We start from the raw sequence: 25029 nt of genomic DNA on the forward strand, positions 1-25029 counted from the left end.
AGGCGGACGGCGAGGGTTACCGAAACGTTACATTACTTTCGAGGCGGAACGGGGCGAGAATCCGAGAGCTCCACGAGCCGGGCGACCAGCCCCGCGACGATCGCCTCCCGCGCCTCGACGGTGAGAGGCTTTCCCGGGACGCCGGGGCGCCGCTGATCCGGTGCCGGGCCGTCCTGGGGGCGATAACGCACCCCCGCGACTTCCAGGCGGCGCAGGTGCGTCGGGAGTCGCCGCCCGAAATCAGCATAGGGCGCTGGTTCCCCGCCGGCCCAGAGCCGTTCGGCGATCGCCGCGACCCGGGGGAACATCGCGAAGTCGACCCGGTCGCGCGTGGGCAGATGCTCGCTCCACACGTTCGCCTGACCGCCGACCGCGCCGTCCTCGATGCGCAGCGTGTACGCCCGCTCGATGCTGAGCGGAGGACCGACGCGGATCGGCTCCTCGGCGGACTCCGACTGCGGATAGTCCAGATACACCTCGAGGTCGGGGCAGGCGATGACCGGGATGCCCCGCCTCAGCGCCTCCCGCATCGCGACGGGACCACGCCAGGCGAGGATGCGGACACCCTCCGGCACCTCGCCTTCGAGCACCTCGTCCCACGCCAGCGCGGTGCGGCCGCGGCTGCGCACGTGCGCGACGAACTGCGCCGTGAACCATGGCTGGACGTCGTGCGGAATGGCGAGGCCGAGTTCCCGCATCCGCTCGGCGGCCGCGGGACTCTGCGCCCACTCCGTCACGGGCACCTCGTCGCCGCCGATGCCGATCCATTCGGCGTCGAACGCATCGCACAGCGCGTCGATGGCCGCTCGACCGAACGCCAGCGAGGCCTCGGTCGGCGCGAGCGTGCGCGGATTGACCCCGAAGCGCTCCCAGGGCGCCGTGACAGGTTCCCCGACATCGGTGTTGCCCAGCTCCGGGTACGCGGCCAGGCCGGCCTGGATATGACCGGGGAGCTCCACCTCCGGCACGAGCGTGACGAAGCGCTCCGCCGCGTACGCGACGAGCTCCCGCAGCTGGTCGGTCGTGTAGAACCCCTCGTGGACGCCCGGTTCGACGGTCGCGAGCGGACCATGCCCTCGCTGCGTCGACGATCGACGGGAGCCCACCTCGGTGAGCCGCGGGTAGCCGGGCACCTCGAAGCGCCAGCCCTGATCGTCGGTGAGGTGCAGATGGAGCACGTTCAGGTGGTGATCCGCGAGAAGGTCGATGAGACGCCGTACCTCGTCCACGGGGCGGAAGTGGCGCGCGACGTCGAGCATCACTCCGCGCCAGCCGTACGCGGGCGCCCCCTGCCACACACCCGCGGGCAGCGCCGCCGTCGCGGCATCCGGGTCCCGCAGCTGTCGCAGGGTCGTGGCGCCGCGGAAGACGCCGGCCGCGCTCGCACCGCGGATCTCGATGCCGTCGGGGGCGACGGTCAGCCGGAACGCCTCCTCGCCGACCTGGCCACTGCCGGCGACCTCGGCGGCGATGCCCTCCTCGATCAGGAGCCGGATCGGCGGCGAATCATCGGCCACCTCTCCCCCGCCCAGCCGCACCACGGATGCCGTCAGTCCCGGCTCCGCGATGATCGGCGTCGAGGGCCCCCAGGAGAACGCGGGAACGGACGGGTCTATGCGGGCATCGATGCGCGGCACCGTGGCACGGTGCGCGGGCGGCGGCATCCGCAGCGCTCGCCCCGGCGTCGCTCCCGTGACCTCTCCGCCGGACAGCACCGGGACGCCGGCGATCAGCACCTCGACGATGCCGATCGGCACCTCGAGCGGGCTCTCGAACGTGGCGCCGGCCGCGACCGTCTCCGGGTCGAACAGCACCAGGTCGGCGGTCGCACCCTCACGGACGACACCTCGGGGCGCGTCGCCCCGGTCCAGGCCGAGGCGCGCGGCCGGCGTCCCGGCGAGATGCCGCACCGTCTCCTCGAGCGTGAGCACGCCCAGCTCGCGCACATAGTGCCCGAGATACCGCGGGAAGGTTCCGCGAGCGCGAGGGTGAGGACGCGCGCCGATCAGGATCCCGTCGCTGCCGCCGGTGTGACGCGGATGCCGCATGATGGCGCGGACGTTCCCCTCGTCTCCGATGTGCATCAGGATGCCGGTCGCCCCGGCATCCGCGGTGATCGTGTCGAGCACGACGTCGATCCCCCGACGCCCCGTCGTCGCCGCGATCTCGGCGACCGTGCGCCCGACCAGGTCGGCGAGCGCCGGGTTCGCGACCCCGGAGATCTGGATCTCCGACCAGTCGGCCTTCTCGCCGTGGAACCCGTCGCACCCGGTCTCCTCGAGCTCGACCCGGACGGCTTCCCTGCCGTCCGCATCCAGCTCGGCGATCGTCCCCAGCAGATCACCCGACGCGGCGAGTCTGCTGGGCAGCAGAGCGGACAGCGTCGTGGCGCCGGGGAGGTACGGGTAGGTGTCGAGCGTCACGTCGACGCCGTCGCCGATCGCCGCGTCCACCAGCGCGAGCAGCTCCTCGGCGCGTCCGCGATTCGGTGCGAAGTTCATCGTCGCGTGGGTTAGGTGGATCGGGCAGCCCGTGCGTCGGCCGATGTCGAGCACCTCGCGATAGGCGTCGAGCGCTCCTCCGCCGTAGCTGCGCGTGTGCGGAGCCCAGTAGCCGCCGCGCTCGGCGACCACGCGGCACAGGGCCTCGAGCTCGTCGGCGTCCGCGTACATGCCGGGCGTGTAGGTGAGACCGCTCGACATCCCGAAGGCGCCGGCGTCGAGTGCCTGGCCGAGCATCTCCGCCATGGCGGCGACCTCCGTCGGCGTGGCGCGACGGTTCGCGTGTCCGACGACCATCATGCGGAGGTTCCCCTGAGGAACCAGCACAGCCGCGTTCCCGACCGTCGCGGCGTCGATGGCCACGAGCAGGTCCTCCATCGTGCGCCAGGGAGCGACCTCGGGCCTGCCGTTCCAGCCGGCGATCTGCCCGGGGATGACGGATGCCGTCTCCTCGTCCAGCGGCGCGTATCCGAGGCCGTCCTGACCGAGCACCTCGGTCGTGACGCCCTGGCGGATCTTGGCCTGGTGAGCCGCACCGGTGAGGACCGCGAGGTCGCTGTGCGCGTGCATGTCGATGAACCCCGGCGCGAGGACGAGACCGCTCGCATCGACCTCCACGGCACCGTCCGGCAGCTCGAACTCGACGGAGGAGGCATCCGCGCTCTTCACGATCGCGACGATCCTGGCGCCCTCGACCGCCACGTCGGCGGCGTACCGCGGCGCGCCCGTACCGTCGACGACGGTCGCCCCGCGATAGATCCGGACGAGGCCGGCCGCGGCCTTCTCGGCGCTCAGAAGCATGTCGCGACCGCTCCGATCACACGAGGGTCGGCGGCGTCGGGGTCGTCGATCACGGCGACCACCCGCCACTTGTCGAAAGCTGTGCACGGATGCGAGAGCCCCAGCCGCACCACGTCTCCGACGGCTGCCGTCGCTCCGTCGGCGAGACGGAGGAAGGCGTGCTGGTCGTTGAGGGCCGTGATCTCGCCGTCGACCGACTGCGGCACGGGGAGGTCGAGATCGAACGGCACATCGCGCCGACCCGCGTCAAGCAGGGCCAGGCCATCCTCGGGCTGCGAGACCACTCGCGCCCACGCATGCATCGCCGACCGCAGCGGCGCGGTGCCCGTGAGCGGCCCGAACGGCGACATCCGGCTGTAGAACCCGTCGTCATGGATCTGGAACGCCCCGGATCGCAGCACCACGTCGGCGCCCTCGCTCCGCGCCAGCACGGCGGCCGCACGGTCCGGGAAGGAGCTGCCGCCCGCGCTGAGCACCGGACGGATGCCGTCGGGATACTCGATGCGCTCATGCAGCTCGATCAGGGTCTGCAGGTACCGGTCGACGGCCCCCACCGAGGCATCGCTGCGATCGGGACCGAACGGCCCCTCGTAGCCGGCGACGCCCGCGAGCCTCAGACCGGGGGCTGCCGAGATCGCCGCGGCGATGCGCTCCCCCTCCTCGACCGTGCGCGCGCCGGTGCGTCCGCGAGCGCCGCCGAGTTCGACGAGGACGTCGAGCGGCCGCGCCGCATCGGCGAGCGCTGCCGCCAGGATTCCCACCCCGGCGACGGAATCGGCCCAGCACAGGATGCGCAGTCCCGCATCGGCGGCGAGGAGATCGCCGAGCCGGGAGGCGGCTGCGGCATCGGTCACGGCGTTCGCGATCAGCACGGTCGACACGCCGGCGTCCACGGCGACCTCGGCCTGCCACGGGGTCGCGACCGAGATGCCCCACGCTCCGGCGTCGAGCAGGCGCTGCCACAGCGCCGGTGCCATCGTCGTCTTGCCGTGCGGGGCGAGGAGGACGCCCTGGGCCCGCGCCCAGGCGAACACGGTGTCCTCGTTGTGGGCGAGCGCGCTCTCCTGCACCGTCAGCACCGGCGTGACCAGGTCGGAGAGGTGCAGATCCGCGTCGGCGATCTCCGAGAGACGCAGCCCGGATGCGCGGGCAGGGAAGCCCTTCGCCCAGGCGCCGAGAACAGGATCCGGAATTTGTAGAGGCACCTAACAAGGCTACTAGGGTGGAACCATGACCGCGAAGACCCGAGTTTCCACCGATGCCGCTCCCGCCCCCGCGCACACCTTCTCGCAGGGCGTCCGCAAGGGACCCATCGTGCAGGTCTCCGGCCAGGGACCGGTCCACCCCGAGACGAACGAGTACCTCTTCCCCGGAGACGTCGCCGCCCAGACGACCCGCACCCTCGAGAACGTCAAGGCGATCGTCGAGGCATCGGGCGCCACGTTCGACGACGTGGTCATGCTGCGCGTCTACCTCACCACGCGCGAGGACTTCCCCCTCATGAACGAGGCCTACGGCGCCTTCGTGACCGCTCACACGACGAGCGGCGTGCTCCCCGCGCGCACCACCGTCTTCACGGGACTGCCGCGTGAGGAGATGCTGGTCGAGATCGATGGGCTCGCGGTCATCAGCTGACCTATACCCCCGCGCGGCCCGCGCGGATAGCACCGTTGCCTCCCTGTTACCTGCCATCCCGTACTATTGAGCAACAGGACACGTGAGAACCGGGGGGTGAAGTTCGTGACCGATGTGATCTCAGTACCGGGCGCAGCACAGGCGCATGGCGACGACGGCGCGGCTACGGCCGTCATCGCACCCACCGGCGCACCCACCGACTCCATGCCTCCGACGACCGGCGAGCAGCCGCTCGCGTGGGCTCCGATCGAGCCCGCGCCGAAGAAGCGCCGCCTCGGTCTGTGGATCGGCCTCGGCCTCGGTGTCCTCGCCATCGGCGCTGGTGCGGCCTCCATGGTCCTCATCGCCCCGGGAACGACCGTCGCCGGCATCCCGGTCGGCTGGATGACTCCCGGTGCCGCCGCCGATGCGATCGACGCCCATCTCGCCGAGACAGAGGTCACCCTCACCGGCGACGGCGAGGGCACGGTGCTGACCGGCGCCGACCTCGGCGCCTCCGTCGATGCGACGGCTCTCGCCGACAAGGCATTCGCCGCGGCGCCGATGTGGAACCTCGGCGCCTGGATGGGCGAGCCCGTGCCCGCCGAGATCACCTTCGACGCCGAGAAGGCGACGAGCGCCCTGCGCGCAGCCGTTCCGACCAGCTTCGAGGACCCGATCGATGCCGGCGTCGTCTTCGACGCAGCCACCGCCGCCTACGTCTCCACCCCGGCCGAGGCCGGAACCGGCATCGACGTGAGCGAGCTCAACGCGGCATTCGTCGACGCCGTCGCCGGCGGCGGCAAGACGCTCGAGTTCCCCGGCGGCCCGGCCGAGGCCCCCGCCGCTGTCTCCGATGACGACGCTGCCGCGATGGCCGCGAAGATGAACACGCTGCTCACCACGATCGGCTTCTACGTCGGCGGAGAGCGCACGGTCCCGATCGATGCTGCCACGGCCGCCACCTGGCTCACCGTCGTGGACGACGGCGGCCAGCTGCGCATCGACGCCGACGCGCAGGCCATCAGCGCCACTTCCGACTACCTCGCCCTGGTCGTCGACCGCGCTCCGGTCAGCGCGACGAGCATCGTCGACTCCGGCGGCAACGTCCTTCGTGAAGAGCAGGCCGGCGTCACCGGTCGCGCAGTCGGCGACACCTCCGACGTGGCGGAGCAGTTCGCTCAGCAGCTCGCCGCCGGCGACGGCGTGTTCGCCCTCTCGGTCACCGAGGTCCCCTTCGAGACCGTCACGCTCTTCCGGCGGATCGACGTCAACCTCAGCACACAGCAGACGACGCTGTACGAGAACGGTGCCGTCGTCCAGTCGTGGGCGATCTCCTCCGGCCTGGACGCGACCCCCACCCCGACCGGCAATTTCACCGTGTTCGCACACACCGAGATCCAGGACATGATCGGCGAGGACTACGTCACCAAGGATGTCCAGTGGAACACCTGGTTCGCGAGGGACATCGCCTTCCACGGCGCCTATTGGCACAACAACTTCGGCAACCAGATGAGTCACGGGTGCGTGAACATGCCGGTCTCGGTCGCGAAGTACGTCTTCGACTGGGCGCCGGTCGGCCTCGAGGTCTCGGTCCACCACTGAGCGGACGTCTCCTCGCGGGGACGCACGCGAAAGGGGCCGGATGCGATTCGCATCCGGCCCCTTTCCGTGTTCGTCAGCGCAGGGCGTCGACGATGCCGTTCAGCGTGGCCGACGGACGCATGACCGCCTCGACGAGCGCGTCGTCCGGGCGGTAGTACCCGCCGATCTCGACCGGCTTCCCCTGCACCGCGTTGAGCTCGGAGACGATGGTCTCCTCGTTCTCGGCGAGAGTCGCGGCGATCGGCGCGAAGGACGCGGCGAGCTCGGCATCCTTGGTCTGCGCAGCCAGCTCCTGGGCCCAGTAGAGGCTCAGGTAGAAGTGGCTGCCGCGGTTGTCGATCGTGCCGAGAGCGCGGCCCGGGGAACGGTCCTCCTCGAGGAAGGTGCCGGTCGCGGCATCCAGGGTCTCGGCGAGGACGCGGGCCTTCTCGTTGCCCGTGCGGTCGGCGAAGTGCTCGAGCGACGCGGCCAGCGCGAAGAACTCGCCCAGGGAATCCCAGCGCAGGTAGTTCTCCTCCACCAGCTGCTGCACGTGCTTGGGCGCAGAACCGCCGGCACCCGTCTCGAACAGACCGCCACCGGCGAGGAGCGGGACGATCGAGAGCATCTTGGCGCTCGTGCCCACCTCGAGGATCGGGAACAGGTCGGTCAGGTAGTCGCGCAGCACGTTGCCGGTGACCGAGATCGTGTCGAGCCCGTGGCGCATCCGTGCAAGCGTGTAGCGCGTGGCCTCCTCGGGCGCGAGGATCGTGATCGTCAGCCCCTTGGTGTCGAGCGTCGCGAGACCCTGATGCACCTTGGCGATGATCTGCGCGTCGTGCGAGCGGTTCGCGTCGAGCCAGAACACGGCAGGCACGCCGCTCGCCCGTGCGCGGTTGACCGCGAGCTTCACCCAGTCCATCACCGGGATGTGCTTGGTCTGCGTCGCACGCCAGATGTCGCCGGCGCCGACCTTGTGCTCGATCAGCACGGTGCCCTCGCCGTCGAGGACCTGGACGATGCCGTCCGCAGCGATCTCGAACGTCTTGTCGTGGCTGCCGTACTCCTCGGCCGCCTGCGCCATCAGACCCACGTTCGGCACGGTGCCGATCGTGGCGGGATCCAGCGGACCGTTCGCGATGACGTCGTCGAGCACGGCCTGATAGACGCTCGCGTACGAGGAGTCCGGGATGACCGCGAGCGTGTCCGCCTCGCCGCCGTCCTTGCCCCAGAGCTTGCCGCCGTTGCGCACGAGCGCGGGCATGGAGGCATCGACGATCACGTCGCTCGGCACGTGGAGGTTGGTGATCCCCTTGTCGGAGTTCACATACGAGAGCGCGGGGCCCTCGGCGATGGCCTTGTCGAACGCGGCGGCGATCTCGTCGCCTCCTGCCACGTTCGCGAGACCCGTGAGGATCGAGCCGAGGCCGTCGTTCGCGCTGAGGCCCGCGGCGGCGAGCTGTTCGCCGTACTGCGCGAAGACGTCCGTGAAGAACGCCCGCACGACGTGGCCGAAGATGATCGGGTCGCTGACCTTCATCATCGTCGCCTTCAGGTGCACCGAGTAGAGGATGCCGTCGGCCTTGGCCGTCTTCAGCGTCTCGTCGAGGAACGCGTCGAGTTCGGTCGCCGAGAGGAACGTCGCGTCGATGATCTCGCGCGGAAGGACCTTCAGCCCCTCCTTGAGCATGGTGACGGTACCGTCCTCCGCCGTGTGGCGGAAGCTGAGGACGTCGTCGTGCGCGGCGACCCAGGATCGTTCGTTGCTCTTGAAGTCGTCGTGACCCATCGTCGCGACGCGGGTCTTCGACCCCTCGGCGAACGGCTTGTTGCGGTGCGGGTGCTTCCTGGCGTAGTTCTTCACCGCCAGCGGCGCCCGACGGTCGCTGTTGCCCTCACGGAGCACGGGGTTGACCGCGGAGCCCTTGATGCGGTCGTACCGCGCCCGCACGTCCTTCTCCTCGAGGGAGGAAGGCTCGTCCGGGAAGTCCGGGATGTCGTAGCCCTGCTGCTGGAGCTCGGTGATCGCGCCCTTGAGCTGAGGGATGGATGCCGAGATGTTCGGCAGCTTGATGATGTTCGCCTCGGGCAGAGTCGCGAGGCCGCCGAGCTCGGCGAGCGAGTCGCCGACCTGCTGCTCGGGGCTCAGCTTCTGCGGGAAGGCGGCGAGGATGCGGCCGGCCAGCGAGATGTCGCGGGTCTCCACCTCGATGCCCGCCTGGCCGGTGTAGGCCTGGATGATCGGCAGGAAGGAGGCGGTGGCAAGGGCCGGCGCCTCGTCGGTATAGGTGTAGATGATGGCGTCGTCGGTCACCAGGAGGTTCTCCGTTCGCGGGGTCTATTTGTCTCGATACCAAGATACCTGAGCCGCTCTCGCCGTGTGGGCCGCACCCCCTGTCACAGCATCCGGAAGACGCTCGCGTTGCGGCCGTGAGCGAAATGTTCGGCGGAAACGTGTTCCTCCGCGCGGGAGGGGTTAGCCTGGGATCATGTCCGAACTGCGCATGGTCGAACTCTCCGCTGCGACGATCGTCGCTGTGAACAACCTGTCGCTCAAGCCCGGACAGGAGCAGTTCCTCGCCCCCGTCTCCTACGGGATAGCGGCCACCGTCATCAACCCGCAGACTTCCTGGCAGCGGGTGATCCTCGATCGCAACGAGGTCGTGGGGTTCGTCAGCGCGAACTTCGACGACGAGGCCCCGGAAGACCACTTCCGCTCGGTGCTCTGGCGCATCAACGTGGACGCCGACGACCAGGGTCGCGGCGTCGGGCGCTTCGCGGTCGAATCGCTCATCGACGAGGCGCGACGCCGCGAGGTCGACCACGTGAACGTGATCTACGAGGCGGGCGACGGCGGACCCGAGAACTTCTTCCACCGCGTCGGCTTCACGCCGGTCGGCGAGACGGCATACGGCGAGATCATCGCCGAGATCCGCGTCACACCCTGAGACCGGCGGCGGGGTCTCGAATCCCCTCCCCCATCGAGACTCCGTCGCCTTTCATCGACCATCGGCGGGACCGCTCCCACGCCGATCATCACGAATATGTTGCGAGCGACCACAAAAAGCTTGCGCTCCTCTCCCCGCCGTGCGTATCATCGCTCCAGAGGCGTTAGCGAAACGCTTCGACAGCGTTCCCCGCACGACGACGATGGAGTCACGATGACGACGATCCATGAGGTGGCCGAAGCCGCCGGCGTGTCGATCAGCACCGTCTCCTACGCGCTCAGCGGCAAGCGGCCGGTGTCCGAGAAGACCCGCGTCCGCATCGAGGACGCCGTGCGCGTGCTCGGCTACGAGCCGGATGCCGGGGCCAGGATGCTGGCGGGAAGGCGCACGCACATCTTCGCGCTGACGGAGCCGCTGCGCGCCGACACGCACGCTCCGACGCACATGGCCTTCGTGCTGGCCACCGCGGTGGCCGCGCGACAGCGCGGATACGACATCCTGCTGCTGACGGACGAGCAGGCCTCCGAGGGCATGAACCGTGTCGCGGCCAGCAACCTCGTCGACGCGATCCTCGTGCTCGATGTCGCTCCGGACGACGCGCGTGCTGCGATCGCGCGCACCGTGCGCACCCCCACCGTGTTCATCGGGATCCCCGACGACCAGGAGGGGCTGACCTGCGTCGACCTCGACTTCGAGGCGGCCGGACACCTCGCCGTGGATCGCCTCGCCGACGCCGGGCACACCCGCATCACCCTGCTCGGGCAGACGGAGGTCTCCTACCGGAAGTCGAACTTCCCTCGGCGGCTGCTCCACGGCGTCCAGGATCGGGCCGTCGAGCGCGGCGTCGGCCTGGACTGGGTCACCACCGGCACATCGGCCACCGACACCGCCGCCGTGCGGGCGGCCGCCGAGGCCGCGATCGCACGCGGCGACCGGGCCTTCATCGTGCACGCCGTCGACGACGTGCACGCGGCGCTCCTGGCGGTCCTCGACGAGCGCGGACTCCTGGTCGGCGAAGACGTCTCCGTCATCTCCGCGGCCGCTTCCTTCGACACGACCACCCTGCCGGTCCCGGTCGACACCATCCCGCTCGTGCCGCAGCAGTCCTGCGAACTCGCCGTCGACCTCGCGGTGCGCCGCCTGGAAGAGGCGGACGTGCGGCCCGGCATCCATCTCATCCCGCCCGAATACCGCTCCGTCGGATCCGTCGCCCCTCGGGGCTGACGTCCGCCGAAGCTCCGCTTCCGCTTGCGCTTTGTCGAAACGCTTCGACGATTCGCTCCCCCACAACTGAACACCCGACCCAGAGAAGTGTCCGGCCCGATGGGCCACCGAGAAAGGAGTGCCGACGATGGCACGCAACATCCGCAGGACGAAGGCGCTGGCCGTGCTGGCCGCGCTCACCGTGACGGGGATCGCTCTGAGCGGCTGCTCAGCCGGCTCCGGCGATGACGGCGGCGATGGGAAGACCCTCAAGCTCTGGCACTACGAGGGCGCAGACAGCGCGATGGGCAAGGCGTGGGCCGAGGCCATCAAGGTCTTCGAGGAGGAGACCGGTGCGAAGGTCGAGTTCGAGGAGAAGTCCTTCGAGCAGATCCAGAAGACCGCCAGCCAGGTGCTCGACACGGATGCCGCACCGGATCTGATGGAGTTCAACAAGGGCAACGCGACGGCGGGCTTCCTCGCATCGACCGGGCTGATCACGGACATCTCGGATGCCGTCGAGGAGTACGGCTGGGACGAGAAGCTCGCACCCTCGCTGCAGACGACGGCGAAGTACTCCGAGGACGGCGTCATGGGCGGCGACACCTGGTTCGGCGTGCCGAACTACGGCGAGTTCGTCGGCGTCTACTACAACCAGGACGCGTTCGCGGCGGCGGGGCTCGAGATCCCCACCACCTACGACGAGTTCGTCGACGTGCTCGACGCGTTCGTCGCGAAGGGGATCACGCCGCTGGCCGAGGCCGGTGCGGAGTACCCCCTCGGGCAGCTCTGGTACCAGCTCGCGCTCCTCGAAGGCGACCGCGGCTTCGTCGACGACTACCAGCTCTACAAGGAGCCGGTCGACTGGAAGGGTCCCGAGGTCACCTCCGCGACCGAGACGCTGAAGGAGTACGTCGACAAGGGCTACATCGCCTCCGACGTCTCCTCGGTCAAGGCCGAGGACGCCGGTGTCTCGTTCATCAACGGCACCTCGCCGATCTTCGTCTCGGGATCCTGGTGGTTCGGCCGCTTCGCGGCGGAGGCCACGGGCTTCGACTGGACGATGACGGCGTTCCCGGGCGCGGACCTCTCGCTGGGCTCCTCGGGCAACCTCTGGGTGGTCCCGGAGAACGCCGCCAACAAGGAGCTCGCCTACGAGTTCATCGACATCACGATGCGGCCCGAGATCCAGGCGATCATCGGCAACAACGGCGGCCTGCCCGTCGCTGCAGACACCGCCGACATCACGGACGAGAAGAGCGCCGCGCTCATCGAGACGTTCAACGGCGTGCTCGACGCGGATGGTCTGTCGTTCTACCCGGACTGGCCCGCCCCCGGCTTCTACGACGTGATCGTCCAGGAGCTCCAGGGTCTCATCACGGGCTCGCAGGACGTGAAGACGACGAACACCAACCTCGGTGAGCAGTACGACGAAGGCACCGCCGAATTCCGTTGATCCGACCGCGGGGGCGGCATCCGCAGGATCGCCGCCCCCGCCTCCACCTGGAGATGAACATGTCGCTCGCCACTCGCGAGGGCCGCCGCCAGAAGCTGCCGCCCGAACAGCCGTCCATCCCGCAGCGCAGCGGCGGGACCGGCGCCTACTGGATGTACCTGCTTCCCGGATTCGCTCTGCTGCTCGTCGTCGTCATCGTCCCGCTCATCTGGAACGTGTACCTCACCTTCACCAAGTGGAAGGGCGTGCGCACGCCGGAGTTCATCGGGCTGGAGAACTGGCAGAAGATCCTCACCGACAGCGACTTCTGGACGTCGTTCACGAACTCCGTGTGGATGATCCTCGCGATGGTCGTGGTCCCCACGATCGTCGGGCTCGTGGTCGCCGCACTGCTGTTCGACGTCGTCGGCCGCAAGTTCGGCGGCAGGGTCGGCAGCTTCCTGCGGGCCACCTACTACCTGCCGCAGATCCTCCCGATCGCCGTCGCGGGCATCGTGATCGGCTGGATCGTGCGCCCGGGCGGAGACGGTGCGCTCAACCAGATCCTCGGCGCCTTCGGGCTGCCGTCCTACGACTGGCTGGGCCAGATGCCCTCGGCACTCATCGTGCTCATGCTCGTCATGGTGTGGGTGCAGCTCGGCTACCCGGTCGTCGTGTTCATGGCAGCGCTGCAGCGCGTCGATCCGGAGCTGTACGAGGCCGCGGAGCTCGACGGAGCGAACTGGCTGCAGCGGTTCACCGCCATCACGATGAGCATCATCCGCCCGGAGATCTTCGTCGTGACCCTGACCTGCACGATCGCCGCCCTCAAGGTGTTCGGCCCCGTCTACATCATCACGCGCGGCGGACCCGCGGGCGCGACGCTCGTGCCCGCCTACTACGCGTACCAGGAGTTCTTCACGAAGCGGAACGTCGGCTACGGCGCGACGATCGCCACCGTGCTCACCATCGTCGTGGTCATCGTGTCGATCGTGTTCATCCGCGTGCAGAACTCGCTCGAGCGCAAGGAAAGGGCGGGACTGTGATGCACGCCACCACTGCCATCGTCACCGGCAAAGCCCCGAAGAGCCGTCCGCGCGGCGGCATGACCAAGAAGCGGCCCGTCGACTGGCTGCTGCTCGCCCTGGTCGTCGTCGGCGCGCTGCTCGTCATCGCCCCCTTCTACCTCGTCCTGGTGAACTCCTTCAAGTCGCCGGTCGACTACGCGACATCCGGCCCGCTCGCCTTCCCCGAGACGCTCGACTTCGGCGGCATCGTCAAGTTCTGGGAGCGGGTGAACTTCCCCGAGAAGGTGTGGAACTCCATCTTCATCTCCGGCATCGTCGCGGTCCTGGCGGTCGTGATCTCGATGCTCAACGCCTTCGCGATCGGCATCGGCCGCATCCGCGGACGCAGCTGGATCGTGCTGCTGTTCCTGATGGCCAACCTGCTGCCGCAGGAGGCTCTCCTCTACCCGCTGTACTACATGTTCAAGTCGGTCGGCCTGTACGACAACGTGTGGGCGGTGATCATCGTGTTCACGGTCATCCAGGCCGCCTTCGGCACGTACCTGCTGTCGTCCGTCTACGGCACGTTCCCCAAGGAGATCCTCGAGGCCGCCTCGCTCGACGGCGCGACCCGCTGGCAGATCCTGTGGCGGGTCATCTTCCCGATCAGCCGTCCGACCCTGTCGGTGCTGCTCATCTTCTTCTTCATCTGGACGTGGAACGAGTTCCTCATCCCGCTGACGTTCCTCGCCTCGAACGCGAACCAGACGGTCCCGGTCGCGATCAGCGTGCTGCAGGGCGACCGACTCATGGACGTCACCACCACGAGCGCGTCGGCCCTTCTCGGCATCATCCCCACGCTCATCTTCTTCCTCATCTTCCAGCGCACGCTGACACGCGGCATCACGGCAGGAGCAGTCAAGTAATGAAGTTCACCGACGGGTTCTGGCAGCTTCGTCCCGGCGTCACTGCGCTGCACGCGCAGGAGGCGTACGACATCGTGGAGACGGATGACACCCCCGATGGCCCCGGCATCGTCATCACGGCTCCGACGATGGTGATCGCCAAGCGCGGCGATGTGCTCAACCGCGCCGTGCTGACCACGACGCTCTCCTCCCCTGCCGAGGGGGTGATCCGCGTGCGGATCGCGCATCACTCCGGCGGCCGATGGCACGGCGGGTTCACGCTCCCCGGAGCGGCGGCCAGCACGGCATCCGTCGCTGTCTCGGATGCCGGCGGCGTCGTGGACGCCGGCGCGCTCGTGGCCCGCATCGCACCCGGCGCTCCGTGGAACCTGTCGTTCGAGGTCGACGGCCGTCGGGTCACCGGCAGCGGGCACAAGGCGCAGGGGTACATCCAGCTCGCCCCAGCAGCCCAGGTCGATCAGGGCATCGTGTCCAATGCCCGCCAGGGCGGGACCGCACCGGCCGCAACCGCCTTCGTCCACGAGCAGCTCGACCTCGGCGTCGGCGAGCACATCTACGGACTCGGCGAGCGCTTCGGTCCGCTGGTCAAGAACGGCCAGACCGTCGAGATCTGGAACGCCGACGGCGGAACCTCGAGCGAACAGGCCTACAAGAACGTGCCGTTCCATCTGTCCGATCGCGGATACGGCGTCCTGGTGAACGACCCGGGCCACGTCTCCTACGAGATCGGCTCCGAGGCCGTCGAACGCGTGCAGTTCTCGGTGTCGGGCGAGGTGCTGGAGTACTTCGTGATCGCCGGACCGACCCCCAAGGACGTGATCGGACGCTACACGGCGCTCACCGGGCGGCCGCCGATCGTGCCGGCCTGGTCGTACGGACTCTGGCTCTCGACGAGCTTCACGACCGACTACGACGAGCAGACCGTGAACTCGTTCATCGACGAGATGGCCGCCCGTGAGCTGCCGGTGTCGGTCTTCCACTTCGACTGCTTCTGGATGCGCGAGTTCAACTGGTGCGACTTCGAGTGGGACCCGCGGGTCTTCGCCGACCCGGAGGGCATGCTCGGGCGCCTGCACGACAAGGACCTCCGCGTCTGCGTGTGGATCAACCCGTACATCGCGCAGCGCTCGGCACTCTTCCGCGAAGCGGCGGATCAGGGTTTCCTCGTGAAGCGGGCAGACGGATCCGTCTGGCAGTGGGACCTCTGGCAGGCGGGCATGGGGCTCGTCGACTTCACGAATCCCGACGCCACGGCCTGGTACCAGTCGAAGCTCCGCGCGCTGATCGACCAGGGGGTCGACTGCTTCAAGACGGACTTCGGCGAGCGCATCCCCACCGACGTCGTCTGGGCGGACGGCTCCGACCCCGAGCGCATGCACAACCTCTACACGGAGCTCTACAACCGCGCCGTGTTCGAGGTGCTCACCGACGCCCGCGGCGAGGGCGAAGCGGTGCTGTTCGCGCGGTCGGCGACCGCGGGAGGGCAGAGCATGCCCGTGCACTGGGGCGGCGACTCGACCTCGACGTTCACGTCGATGGCCGAGACTCTGCGTGGCGGCCTGTCGCTCGCGCTGAGCGGCTTCGCGTTCTGGAGCCATGACATCGGCGGGTTCGAGGGCACGCCGGATGCCGCCGTGTTCAAGCGCTGGACCGCGTTCGGCCTGCTCGGCTCGCATTCGCGCTTCCACGGGTCGAGTTCGTACCGCGTGCCGTGGGCGTTCGACGACGAGGCCGTCGAGGTGACGCGTCGGTTCACGCATCTGAAGATGCGACTCATGCCGTACCTCTACCAGCAGGGTCTGGATGCCGCGGCGTCGGGTACTCCGTTGATGCGGCCGATGATGATGGAGTTCCCGGACGACCCGGCCACCGCCTACCTCGACCGGCAGTACATGCTGGGGTCGAGCCTGCTGGTGGCCCCGGTGTTCTCGGCGGACGGGTCCGTCGACTTCTACCTGCCGTCGGGCGAGTGGACGTCGCTGCTCACCGGCGAGACCGTCACCGGCGGCTCATGGCGGCGGGAGACCCACGGCTTCGATTCCCTGCCGCTGTACGTGCGCCCGGGGACCGCACTCCCCTGGGGCGCCCGCATCGACAGCCCTGAGTACGATTACCACGACGGACTGCAGCTGCGGGTCTTCGCCGGCGGCGCGGGAGCCGCCTCGGTGACCGTGACCAGCCCCGACGGACGCGCCATCACGTACGACGTCGACCTCGAGGAGATCACCGGATGACCACCCCGCTCACCCCGCGTGACGACTACCGGGGCTCCGGTCTCGTCTTCCCCGAGGGGTTCACGTTCGGCTCCGCCACGGCCTCGTACCAGATCGAGGGCGCGGCGGCCGAGGACGGGCGCACCCCGTCGATCTGGGACACCTTCAGCAAGACGCCGGGGCGAGTCTGGAACGGCGACACGGGCGACGTCGCGTGCGATCACTACCACCGTGTCGACGAGGACCTCGATCTGATGAGGGATCTGGGCCTGCACGCCTACCGCTTCTCGATCGCGTGGCCGCGCATCGTGCCGACGGCTTCCGGCGAGGTCAACCAGGCGGGGGTCGACTTCTACTCGCGCCTCGTCGACGGTCTGCTCGAGCGCGAGATCCGCCCGGTGGCGACCCTGTACCACTGGGATCTGCCCCAGTACCTGGAGGACGCCGGCGGCTGGACCTCCCGCGCGACCACCGACGCATTCGAGCGCTACGCCGAGATCATGGGTGCCGCGCTGGGCGACCGCGTGCACACCTGGACCACGCTCAACGAGCCGTGGTGCTCGGCCTACCTCGGCTACGGGCAGGGCGGGCACGCGCCTGGTCGGCATGAGCCGGCGTCGGCGCTGGCGGCGGTGCATCACCTGAACCTCGCCCACGGGCGTGCGATCCAGGCGCTGCGGGCGACGTCGAGCGGCGATCCCGATTACTCCGTGACCCTCAACTTCCACGTCCTGCGCGGGCAGGGCGACGGCGCCGCTGAGGCCGTGCGGCGCATCGACGCTCTGGCGAACCGCGCCTTCACCGGGCCGATGCTGCGCGGCGAGTACCCGGCCGATCTGCTGGCCGACACGGCATCCGTCAGCGACTGGGACTTCGTGCAGCAGGACGACCTCGCCACGATCGAGCAGCCGATCGACGTGCTCGGCGTGAACTACTACTCGACCGCGACCGTGCGGCTCTGGGACGGCATCTCGGAGAAGCAGCAGAACGACGGCCACAAGGGCGCCGAGGGCGGCACGGCCTGGCCGGGAAGCGACGGCGTCGTGGAGTTCGTGGAGCAGCCGGGACCGTACACGGCGATGGGCTGGAACATCGCGCCCGAGGGACTCGAGGAGCTGCTCGTGTCGCTGTCGGAGCAGTTCCCGGAGCAGGCACTCATGGTGACGGAGAACGGCGCCGCCTTCGACGACGAGGTCGCGGAGGACGGCTCCATCCCCGACCCGGAGCGCACCGACTACCTTCGTCGGCACTTCACCGCCGCGCATCGCGCGCTCGAACGCGGAGTCGACCTGCGCGGCTATTTCGTGTGGTCGCTGCTCGACAACTTCGAGTGGGGGTACGGCTACGCCAAGCGTTTCGGGATCGTGCGGGTCGACTTCGACACGCTCGAGCGCACCGTGAAGGATTCCGGGCACTGGTATCGCGAGCTCGTGCGCACGCGGACGGTGGGCGCCTAGGACAGGCGCCGGCACTCCCGCCGCGCGCTCAGCTCGGCGGAGCCGTCGACGACCTGACCACGAGTGCCGTGGGGAGCGGCGGCGGGGACTCAGCGTCCTCTTCCCGCAGCAGGGCGAGCAGGGCCTTCACCGCCGCCTCCCCCTTGGCATCGATGTCCTGGCGCACGGTCGTCAGCGGCGGAGATACGCGCGCCGCGAGCGGATTGTCGTCGAAACCGACCACGGACAGCTGCTCGGGCACGCGGATTCCCCGGTCCCGAGCCCGCTCCATCACCTCGAGCGCCGCGAGATCGGAGAAGGCCAGGACGGCGGTCGGCGGATCATCGAGCATCCGATCGACTCGTTCTCGCAGGACGGCGTCGATATCGAGGGCAGGGGTCCCGACCAGCGTCGGGACGATTCCGGCCTCGTCGAGTGCCCGCATCCATCCGTCCATCCGTGCCGCGATGGTGGTCGAAGCGGTCTCGAGGGAGATCTCGGAAGACGGCCGGTTGTCGGCATCGAGGGCATCGACGACCACCGCGATGCGGGAATGCCCCAGCTCGACGAGGTGCCGGGCGGCCTGGTACGCGCCGGCGGCGTTGTCGATGCTGATGTCGGGAACTCCGGGGAGGGGCGAACCCTCGACGTTCACGATCGGCAGCCGACGCTCCCGCAGCGCCGTGTACGCCGACATCGCCGGCGCGCAGGAGTACACGATGGCGCCGTCCATCGCGATGTCTCGTGCCGGAACGACTCCGGATTCTCCGGAGGAGTGCAGCAGGACGAGCGAGTACCCCGCGTCGGCGAGCGATCCCGCGACCGCCCGGACGAATCCGACCGCCACGTCATCGGTGAAGGCGTCTCGCGGCGAGTTCGTCAGGACCATTCCGATGACCCCGGTGCGTCCGCGTGCGAGAGCGCGCGCCGCCGGATCCGGACCCGCGTATCCGAGCTCGTCCGCGGCGCTCAGGATCCTGGCGCGAAGATCTTCGGAGAGCTGATCGGGTCGGGAGAAGGCGTTCGAGACGGTCATGCGGCTGACCCCCACGTGCTCCGCGATCGTCTTCAGCGTCACCCGTCCCACCTCGACCACCTCCGCCCCCATTCTGCCCGACGGCAGAACGGAGTCGGGGATCAGCACGGATCGGGGACGCTCGACGCGGTGACCGGGCGCGGCGGAGGCTCGACGGCCTCGGCGAGGCGTCGGATGCCGCGTGCCACTTTCGCGCGCACGCGTGCGCGCCATTCCTCCCTCGCGCGTGCGGCGAAGACCCGGTCCCGCGCACGCATCGCATCGAGGCGTCGCTGGGTGTGCGGGTCGCGTGATGTGGTCCGGCGTTCGGCCTGGACGAGCGCCGCGATCATCTGGTGTTCCATGATCCTGTCTTTCTGTAGCGGTACAGAAGAGGTTACTATACCGGTACAGAGATCGCCAGTGCTTTCTCGAGATCGATGGTCGCCGGCGAGCCGACAGTCAGCTGCGGTCGTCCGGCTTCCCAGGGCGGCGGCGCGACGTCCATGCCGAGAGAGCGGATGCCGCCACTCCCGCCGCCCGGTCGATCGCCTCGGCCGAGCGGCTCAACACGTCCTGCGCCGCGTCCTGCCACGCGGGGATCGTGGTCGCCTCCCCCGCCTGCACCTTCGCCGCGTGCTCTGCCACCTCGAAGGCGCGCTCGAGCTCTGCCACGGCGTCCCGGTACGCGCCGAACGCGGCCGGCGTGACCCTGCCGGTCGCCGCCCGGCGCATCTCCTTCGCATGGTCCGCCGCACGCAGATACGCGGCCGTCTCCGGTCGCTTGACGTCGGTCATCGCCGGATACCCGATCTGCAGAGCCGGGTCGGTCTCGTAGCGCATCCATCGTGCGATCACCGAGTCGTGCTCGGCCTGCAGACGTTCGAGCGGACGAGGAGCGGATGCCGCAGGGATCGCCGCCCGCGCCGCATTCAGCCGCACCTGACGGGCGCGCACGTCGGCCGCGGCGGCCTTCGCGTCGCGCTCTCTCTCACGCAGCATCCGTCGTGCCGCGGCGACCTGCTCCGCCGACGCGCGCTGCGCCGCACGCTCGGCCGAGATCCGCGTCAGGTCCGCCCGTGCGATCTTCCATGCCGTCCGTCGCTCCGCCGCGACCTGCTGCGCTGACCGGAGGTCATGACGCGCCGCATCGACGGCGAGGCGCCTGCCACTGACTGTGCTGTTGCGTCGGTTCACGCCGATCACCCCCACTGTCCCCACGGCGACCGCGGAAGGCGCGATCCACCACCACTCGGCGACGAGCAGCAAGGGGTCCATCCTTCGATGCTACCCAGGGGCAGGTTGCGGCACGCGGGCCCGGGCGGCTTCTGCGGCCGATTCCCACCTCGGGGCGGCCGGTCGGGCCCGCGGGGGTGGGACGGCAGGTTCTGCGGCAGATCCCCCCTTTTGCGGCCAGGTGCGCGCGATGTGGCCGCAGAAGTTGGAGATGGCCGCAAGAGTTAAGACCGATTCCGTCCTGCACAGTCAGATATTCGGATGGGTTCTCCCCGATCACCGATCGTCTCCGGTCGTAGCGCCACGTGGACGTCACCGAGCAGGAGCATTCTGGGGCGATGGAACTGACGGAATGGGTCGCCTCGCGGGGCGGTATCGCACATCGGGCGGATGCTGCAGCTCGGGGCTTCTCACCCGATCGGGTCCGCGCGGCGATTCGGGCGGGCGCCGTGCGCCGCATCCGAGCGCGATGGATCGCACTCCCCGATGCACCCGCCGATCTGACCGCGGCGGCAACGGCATCCGCTCGTCTGACCTGCATCTCGCTCGCGCGACATCGCAGCTGGTGGCTTCCTGATGGGGCCGCATCACGGCTCCACCTGCAGGTCGGCCCCAACGCGCACAAGCATCCCGACGATGCCGTCCTGCATTGGGCTGCGCCGCTCGTGGATCGCGGACCTCGAGCGCTCACGGCATCCGTCGAGGATGCGCTCGCGCATATCGCGCGGTGCTTCGATCATGAGGATGCGCTCTCGATCTGGGACTCCGCGATCAGGGTGGAGTCACTCGACCTCGAATCCCTGCGCGCGGTGCGATGGCCGAGCAGTGCCTCGCGCGAACTCGCGGGGACCGTGCGCGGACTGTCGGATTCGGGGATCGAGACTCTATTCGTCGTGCGGCTGAGTTCATGGGGCATACCGCTGCGCCAGCAGGTCGTCCTCGCCCGACATCCGGTCGATGTCGTGCTCGGCACCCACCTCGTCGTGCAGATCGACGGCTTCGCACACCACTCCTCCGCCGCCGAGCGCGGGCGGGATGTGGCCCACGATGCAGAACTCCGCCTGCGGGGCTACACGGTGTTGAGGTTCACGTACGCTCAGATCGTTCACGGATGGGACCGCGTCGAGGCGACGATCTCCGCTGCGATCGCGCGCGGACTGCACCTGGCTCCGGCATCACGAGCGCGGCGAGCATGACCGCGCCCTCCATGTTCCGCGGCAGATCCGAACTTCTGCGGCCACATCGCTCGGATGTGGCCGCAGAAGTGGGAGATGGCCGCAGGAATTGCCGCGGCCCGGAGCCGGCCTGGCTAGACCAGGGTCCCCTGCCACGCCGCGTGCAGCTGCGCGAACTTGCCGGTGCCGCCGATGAGCGCCGCCGGGGCGTCGTCCTCGATGATCCGCCCGTGCTCCATCACCAGCACCCGGTCGGCGATCGCGACCGTCGAGAGCCGGTGCGCGATGATGATCGCGGTGCGGTCCTTGAGCAGGGTCTGCAGCGCGTCCTGGATCAGGCGCTCCGACGGGATGTCCAGCGAGGCCGTGGCCTCGTCGAGGATCAGCACCGCCGGATCGGCGAGGAACGCCCGAGCGAAGGAGATCAGCTGGCGCTGACCCGCCGAGACGCGGCCGCCGCGCTTGTTGACGTCGGAGCCGTAGCCGTCGGGCAGCGACGAGATGAACTCGTCCGCACCGACAGCGCGTGCCGCCGCTCGGATCTCCTCGAGCGTCGCGTCGGGCTTGCCCAGAGCGATGTTGTCGGCGACCGTCCCGCTGAACAGGTAGGCCTCCTGCGTGACCATGACGATCGCGCGGCGCAGGTCCTTCGGGTGCAGCGAGCGCAGGTCGACGCGGTCGAGCGTCACATGCCCCTCCGACGGGTCGTAGAAACGCGAGATGAGCTTGGCGAGGGTGGACTTTCCCGCACCCGTCGTGCCGACGAGCGCGATCGTCTGACCCGCGGGGATGTCGAGCGAGAAGTTCGGGAGGATGGTCTTCTCGCCGTTGTAGCCGAAGGTCACCTCGTCGAACGTCACATGCCCGCGGGACTCCCACAGGTCGACGGGCTTCTCGGGGTCCGGAACCGTCGGCACCTCCTCGAGCACGCCCGACACCTTCTCCAGCGCGGCCGTGGCCGACTGGTAGGAGTTCAGGAACATCGCGATCTCCTGCATGGGCGCGAAGAAGTTGCGCACGTACAGCACGGCCGACAGCAGCACGCCCACGGTGAGTGCTCCGTCGGAGACGCGGATGCCGCCCCAGAGCACCACGATGCCGAGCACCAGCGCTGCGACGCCCATGAGTCCGGGCTCGAACGTGCCGAACAGCAGCATCGACCGGCGGTTGACGTCGCGGTAGTCGCCGGCGACGTCCTGGAACGCCTTGTCGTTGCGCGGCTCCTTGCGGAACGCCTTCACGGCGCGGATGCCGGTCATCGTCTCGACGAACTGCACGATCACCTTCGCGCTGATGACGCGCGATTCGCGGTAGACCAGCTGCGAGCGCGAGTAGAACCAGCGCATCAGGAAGAACAGCGGGATGCCGCCGATCGCGAGGATCAGGCCCGACTGCCAGTCCCAGAAGCACAGGGCGATGAACGTGAAGAGGCCGAAGAGCACGCCGGAGACGAGCTCGTTCAGCCCGCCGTCGAGCAGCTCCTTGATCGAGTCGAGGTCACTGGTCTGGCGCGAGATGATGCGACCGGACGTGTACGACTCGTGGAACTCCAGGCTCAGGCGCTGAGTGTGCAGGAAGATGCGCTTGCGCAGATCGAGCAGCACGGCCTGCGTGAGCTTGGCGGCGATGATCACGTACCACGCGATCAGGATCGACGCGAACAGGCCCGCGAGCAGGTAGATGCCGCCGACCATGAAGGTCGGCATCCAATCGGCGTCGTTCAGCACCGCAGGGAGGGCACGGTCGAGTCCGATGCTGATCAGGATCGGACCGGCGACCTGCAGAGCGGTCGAGACCACCAGCACCGCGGCGGCCAGCACGATCTGCGGCTTCAGCGGGCGCACCAGCGATCCGAGCAGACGCAGGGACCGACGACGGATCTCCTTGCTCTCCTCGCGGGTGTACTGGGAACGATCCTCGTTCTGCGTTCCGGTGACGGCGGAGCTCATCGCTGCACCTCCTTGTCCATTTCGGTTGCTGAGCCCGACGAAGCATCATCGGAAGCCGACATCCTGAGGCCTTCGCGGACCTCTTCGTCGACCTCGCGCTCTTCGTCGCGGATGATCGGGATCGATCCTGTGCGCGCTGCTTCCTCCGCCTCCAAGCTGGAGATGACGTGACGGTAGTGGCGGCTCGTCTTCAGCAGTTCGGAGTGGGTGCCCACGGCCGTCACCCGCCCGGCTTCGAGCAGAGCGACGCGATCGGCGAGCGCGACCGTCGAGGGACGATGCGCCACGATCATCGCCGTGGTGTCGGCGAGGACATGCCGGAGCGCCTCTTCCACGAGCGCCTCGGTGTCCACGTCGAGTGCGGACAGCGGATCGTCGAGCACGAGCACCTTCGGCTTCGCCGCCACTGCACGGGCGAGGGCGAGCCGCTGACGCTGGCCACCGGAGAGGCTGAGCCCCTCCTCGCCGATCACGGTGTCGACGCCGTCGGGCAAGGAGTCCACGAATGCCGCCTGGGCGACATCCAGCGCTTCGCGCAGCGCGCGTTCGCCCTCTTCGCTGTGCACGTCGAGGTCGGCGCGGCCGAGGAGCACGTTCTCGCGAACGGTCGCCGAGAAGAGCGTCGCGTCCTCGAAAGCCATGGCGATGTGCTGCCGCAGCTCGGCGAGCGGAAGATCGCGCACGTCGACGCCGTCGAGCGTGACTCTGCCGCCGGTCACGTCGTACAGACGCGTGGGCAGGGTCGTCAGCGTCGTCTTGCCGCTGCCGGTGAGACCGACCAGCGCCATCGTCTCGCCCGGGCGCAGCACCAGGTCGATGCCGTCGAGCAGGTCGCGTTCGTGCGCACCCGCGTCCTGGTAGCGGAAGTGCGCCGCCTCGAAGGCGAGCTCACCGCGCGGGTTCTCGATGTGCACCGGGTTCTCCGGGTCGGTGATCGTATTGATCTCGGAGAAGATGTCGAACACGCGGTCGGTCGCCGTGCGGGCGTCGAGCATGAACGAGAACAGGAACCCGATGGACTCGATCGGCCAGCGCAGCACCACGGCCATGGCGAAGAACGCGAACAGCTGAGCCTCATCGATGGCGCCCTGCGAGATCAGCCAGATTCCGGACATCAGGCTGACACCGAAGGCGATCTGGGGCATCAGGTCGAGCCAGAACCAGATCGACGAGATCGCACGGGCCTTGCTCATCTCGGTCTCGCGCAGCGTCTCAGCCTGGCGGCTGAAGCGGCTCAGGGCGTGCTTGCCGCGCCCGAAGGCCTTCAGCACACGGATGCCGTGGACACTCTCCTCGACGCTGGTCGCCAGGTCGCCTGCCTGATCCTGGCTGCGACGGGTGAGCGCGCCGTAGCGCTTCTCGAACAGGTATCCGCGCACCCACAGCGGGATGGCGGTGACGAGGAAGATGGTGCCGAGCAGCCAGTGCCAGCGGAAGAGCAGCACCGATCCGATGGCGATCGTGAGGATGTTCACGACGAGCAGCACGAGGCCGAACGCGAGCCAGCGGCGGATGAGTCCGATGTCCTGCATCATGCGGCTGAGCAGCTGACCCGACTGCCAGCGGTCGTGGAACGAGACCGGCAGAGTCTGCAGGCGCGAGTAGAGGGTCGTGCGCATCTGGTACTCGACCTCGGTGGCCGGGTTCAGCACGAACTGCCGGCGCAGCCACACCATCACGGCCTCGCCGAGGGCGAGGGCGAAGACGATGAGCGCACCGAAGACGATGACGCTGATCTCGCCGGACCGCACGGGTCCGCCGATGATCTGCTCGAGGACGATCGGGATCATCAGAGCGATGATCGCGGCGATGAGCGCACTGGCGGCACCGCCGGCGAGTCGCCAGATGACCGGCTTCACGAAGGGCTTCAGGCGCCACAGTGCGGCCGGAGTGGAGAGGGTGGAAGAGGGCGAGGTGTTCTGCGAGGAAGGCGAGGAAGACATGTCTCTCAGATGAGTTTCGTATGGAAAAAACAGTTGCGGAGGG

The 25029-nt window shown here is 68.9% G+C and carries 18 protein-coding genes; 10 read left to right on the plus strand and 8 right to left on the minus strand.

Features of this window, described 5'->3' with window-relative positions; all coding sequences use genetic code 11:
- Positions 1-32: 32 nt before the first annotated feature.
- Positions 33-3302, minus strand: coding sequence for a family 20 glycosylhydrolase (locus tag ABD648_RS06535; protein ID WP_282214163.1), 3270 nt, complete (start codon positions 3300-3302; stop codon positions 33-35).
- Positions 3293-4507 carry an alanine racemase gene (locus ABD648_RS06540; protein ID WP_282214164.1) on the minus strand — a complete coding sequence of 405 codons (1215 nt, stop codon included), beginning with the start codon at positions 4505-4507 and terminating at the stop codon, positions 3293-3295. Before ABD648_RS06540 ends, ABD648_RS06535 begins: the two co-directional genes overlap by 10 nt.
- A gap of 25 nt (positions 4508-4532) precedes the next feature.
- Here ABD648_RS06540 and ABD648_RS06545 point away from each other — a divergent pair, with 25 nt between their 5' ends.
- The gene (locus tag ABD648_RS06545; RefSeq protein WP_116634639.1) at positions 4533-4937 is read left to right on the plus strand and encodes a RidA family protein; all 405 of its coding nucleotides are present in this window, start codon (positions 4533-4535) and stop codon (positions 4935-4937) included.
- Between the two features lie 96 nt (positions 4938-5033).
- Entirely contained in the window at positions 5034-6521 is a 1488-nt protein-coding gene (locus ABD648_RS06550) for a L,D-transpeptidase (protein WP_282214165.1), read from the plus strand.
- Positions 6522-6594: 73 nt separating this feature from the next.
- On the opposite strand, the gene ABD648_RS06555 is transcribed toward ABD648_RS06550, so the two are convergent.
- On the minus strand, positions 6595-8814 hold the full coding sequence (locus ABD648_RS06555; protein WP_282214166.1) for an NADP-dependent isocitrate dehydrogenase: 2220 nt from the start codon (positions 8812-8814) through the stop codon (positions 6595-6597).
- A 175-nt stretch (positions 8815-8989) separates the two neighbouring features.
- Here ABD648_RS06555 and ABD648_RS06560 point away from each other — a divergent pair, with 175 nt between their 5' ends.
- The 7 genes from ABD648_RS06560 (at position 8990) to ABD648_RS06590 (ending at position 17689) form a co-directional block, all read left to right on the plus strand.
- Complete coding sequence (locus ABD648_RS06560; RefSeq protein WP_282214167.1) at positions 8990-9448, plus strand: GNAT family N-acetyltransferase; 459 nt, start codon at positions 8990-8992, stop codon at positions 9446-9448.
- 213 nt (positions 9449-9661) lie between these two features.
- On the plus strand, positions 9662-10672 hold the full coding sequence (locus ABD648_RS06565; protein ID WP_282214168.1) for a LacI family DNA-binding transcriptional regulator: 1011 nt from the start codon (positions 9662-9664) through the stop codon (positions 10670-10672).
- Between the two features lie 127 nt (positions 10673-10799).
- On the plus strand, positions 10800-12107 hold the full coding sequence (locus tag ABD648_RS06570) for an ABC transporter substrate-binding protein (RefSeq protein ID WP_282214169.1): 1308 nt from the start codon (positions 10800-10802) through the stop codon (positions 12105-12107).
- Positions 12108-12166: 59 nt separating this feature from the next.
- Complete coding sequence (locus tag ABD648_RS06575; RefSeq protein WP_282214170.1) at positions 12167-13132, plus strand: carbohydrate ABC transporter permease; 966 nt, start codon at positions 12167-12169, stop codon at positions 13130-13132.
- The gene (locus tag ABD648_RS06580; protein ID WP_282214171.1) at positions 13132-14019 is read left to right on the plus strand and encodes a carbohydrate ABC transporter permease; all 888 of its coding nucleotides are present in this window, start codon (positions 13132-13134) and stop codon (positions 14017-14019) included. Before ABD648_RS06575 ends, ABD648_RS06580 begins: the two co-directional genes overlap by 1 nt.
- Positions 14019-16253: an alpha-xylosidase gene (yicI, locus tag ABD648_RS06585; RefSeq protein ID WP_282214172.1), complete on the plus strand. Its 2235-nt coding sequence runs from the start codon at positions 14019-14021 to the stop codon at positions 16251-16253. Before ABD648_RS06580 ends, yicI begins: the two co-directional genes overlap by 1 nt.
- Entirely contained in the window at positions 16250-17689 is a 1440-nt protein-coding gene (locus tag ABD648_RS06590; RefSeq protein WP_282214173.1) for a GH1 family beta-glucosidase, read from the plus strand. The genes yicI and ABD648_RS06590 overlap by 4 nt, the downstream gene beginning before the upstream one ends.
- A 28-nt stretch (positions 17690-17717) precedes the next feature.
- Here the strand turns inward: ABD648_RS06590 and ABD648_RS06595 are convergent, their stop codons facing one another.
- The 3 genes from ABD648_RS06595 to ABD648_RS06605 all read right to left on the minus strand — a co-directional run bounded on the left by ABD648_RS06595 (position 17718) and on the right by ABD648_RS06605 (position 19961).
- Positions 17718-18746 carry a LacI family DNA-binding transcriptional regulator gene (locus ABD648_RS06595; protein ID WP_282214174.1) on the minus strand — a complete coding sequence of 343 codons (1029 nt, stop codon included), beginning with the start codon at positions 18744-18746 and terminating at the stop codon, positions 17718-17720.
- A 59-nt stretch (positions 18747-18805) separates the two neighbouring features.
- Positions 18806-19048: a hypothetical protein gene (locus ABD648_RS06600; protein ID WP_282214175.1), complete on the minus strand. Its 243-nt coding sequence runs from the start codon at positions 19046-19048 to the stop codon at positions 18806-18808.
- A gap of 97 nt (positions 19049-19145) precedes the next feature.
- Complete coding sequence (locus ABD648_RS06605) at positions 19146-19961, minus strand: hypothetical protein (protein ID WP_282214176.1); 816 nt, start codon at positions 19959-19961, stop codon at positions 19146-19148.
- 296 nt (positions 19962-20257) lie between these two features.
- On the opposite strand from ABD648_RS06605, the gene ABD648_RS06610 reads away from it, so the two are divergent.
- Positions 20258-21115 carry an endonuclease domain-containing protein gene (locus ABD648_RS06610; RefSeq protein WP_282214177.1) on the plus strand — a complete coding sequence of 286 codons (858 nt, stop codon included), beginning with the start codon at positions 20258-20260 and terminating at the stop codon, positions 21113-21115.
- Positions 21116-21228: 113 nt separating this feature from the next.
- Here ABD648_RS06610 and ABD648_RS06615 read toward each other — a convergent pair whose 3' ends face one another.
- The gene (locus ABD648_RS06615; RefSeq protein ID WP_282214178.1) at positions 21229-23043 is read right to left on the minus strand and encodes an ABC transporter ATP-binding protein; all 1815 of its coding nucleotides are present in this window, start codon (positions 23041-23043) and stop codon (positions 21229-21231) included.
- Positions 23040-24986 (minus strand): ABC transporter ATP-binding protein, encoded by a 1947-nt coding sequence (locus tag ABD648_RS06620; RefSeq protein WP_282214179.1) that lies wholly within the window; start codon positions 24984-24986, stop codon positions 23040-23042. Before ABD648_RS06620 ends, ABD648_RS06615 begins: the two co-directional genes overlap by 4 nt.
- Between the last annotated feature and the right edge of the window lie 43 nt (positions 24987-25029).

The organism is Microbacterium luteolum (genome assembly GCF_039533965.1).
GTDB lineage: Bacteria > Actinomycetota > Actinomycetes > Actinomycetales > Microbacteriaceae > Microbacterium > Microbacterium luteolum.

Excerpts from the sequence above, each read along its gene's own strand:
- ABD648_RS06535 (WP_282214163.1), bottom strand. The coding sequence starts at position 3,302 with ATGCTTCTGAGCGCCGAGAAGGCCGCGGCCGGCCTCGTCCGGATCTAT.
- ABD648_RS06545 (WP_116634639.1), top strand. The coding sequence starts at position 4,533 with ATGACCGCGAAGACCCGAGTTTCCACCGATGCCGCTCCCGCCCCCGCG.
- ABD648_RS06560 (WP_282214167.1), top strand. The coding sequence starts at position 8,990 with ATGTCCGAACTGCGCATGGTCGAACTCTCCGCTGCGACGATCGTCGCT.
- ABD648_RS06565 (WP_282214168.1), top strand. The coding sequence starts at position 9,662 with ATGACGACGATCCATGAGGTGGCCGAAGCCGCCGGCGTGTCGATCAGC.
- ABD648_RS06570 (WP_282214169.1), top strand. The coding sequence starts at position 10,800 with ATGGCACGCAACATCCGCAGGACGAAGGCGCTGGCCGTGCTGGCCGCG.
- ABD648_RS06575 (WP_282214170.1), top strand. The coding sequence starts at position 12,167 with ATGTCGCTCGCCACTCGCGAGGGCCGCCGCCAGAAGCTGCCGCCCGAA.
- ABD648_RS06580 (WP_282214171.1), top strand. The coding sequence starts at position 13,132 with ATGCACGCCACCACTGCCATCGTCACCGGCAAAGCCCCGAAGAGCCGT.
- yicI (WP_282214172.1), top strand. The coding sequence starts at position 14,019 with ATGAAGTTCACCGACGGGTTCTGGCAGCTTCGTCCCGGCGTCACTGCG.
- ABD648_RS06590 (WP_282214173.1), top strand. The coding sequence starts at position 16,250 with ATGACCACCCCGCTCACCCCGCGTGACGACTACCGGGGCTCCGGTCTC.
- ABD648_RS06600 (WP_282214175.1), bottom strand. The coding sequence starts at position 19,048 with ATGGAACACCAGATGATCGCGGCGCTCGTCCAGGCCGAACGCCGGACC.
- ABD648_RS06605 (WP_282214176.1), bottom strand. The coding sequence starts at position 19,961 with ATGGACCCCTTGCTGCTCGTCGCCGAGTGGTGGTGGATCGCGCCTTCC.
- ABD648_RS06610 (WP_282214177.1), top strand. The coding sequence starts at position 20,258 with ATGGAACTGACGGAATGGGTCGCCTCGCGGGGCGGTATCGCACATCGG.
- ABD648_RS06615 (WP_282214178.1), bottom strand. The coding sequence starts at position 23,043 with ATGAGCTCCGCCGTCACCGGAACGCAGAACGAGGATCGTTCCCAGTAC.
- ABD648_RS06620 (WP_282214179.1), bottom strand. The coding sequence starts at position 24,986 with ATGTCTTCCTCGCCTTCCTCGCAGAACACCTCGCCCTCTTCCACCCTC.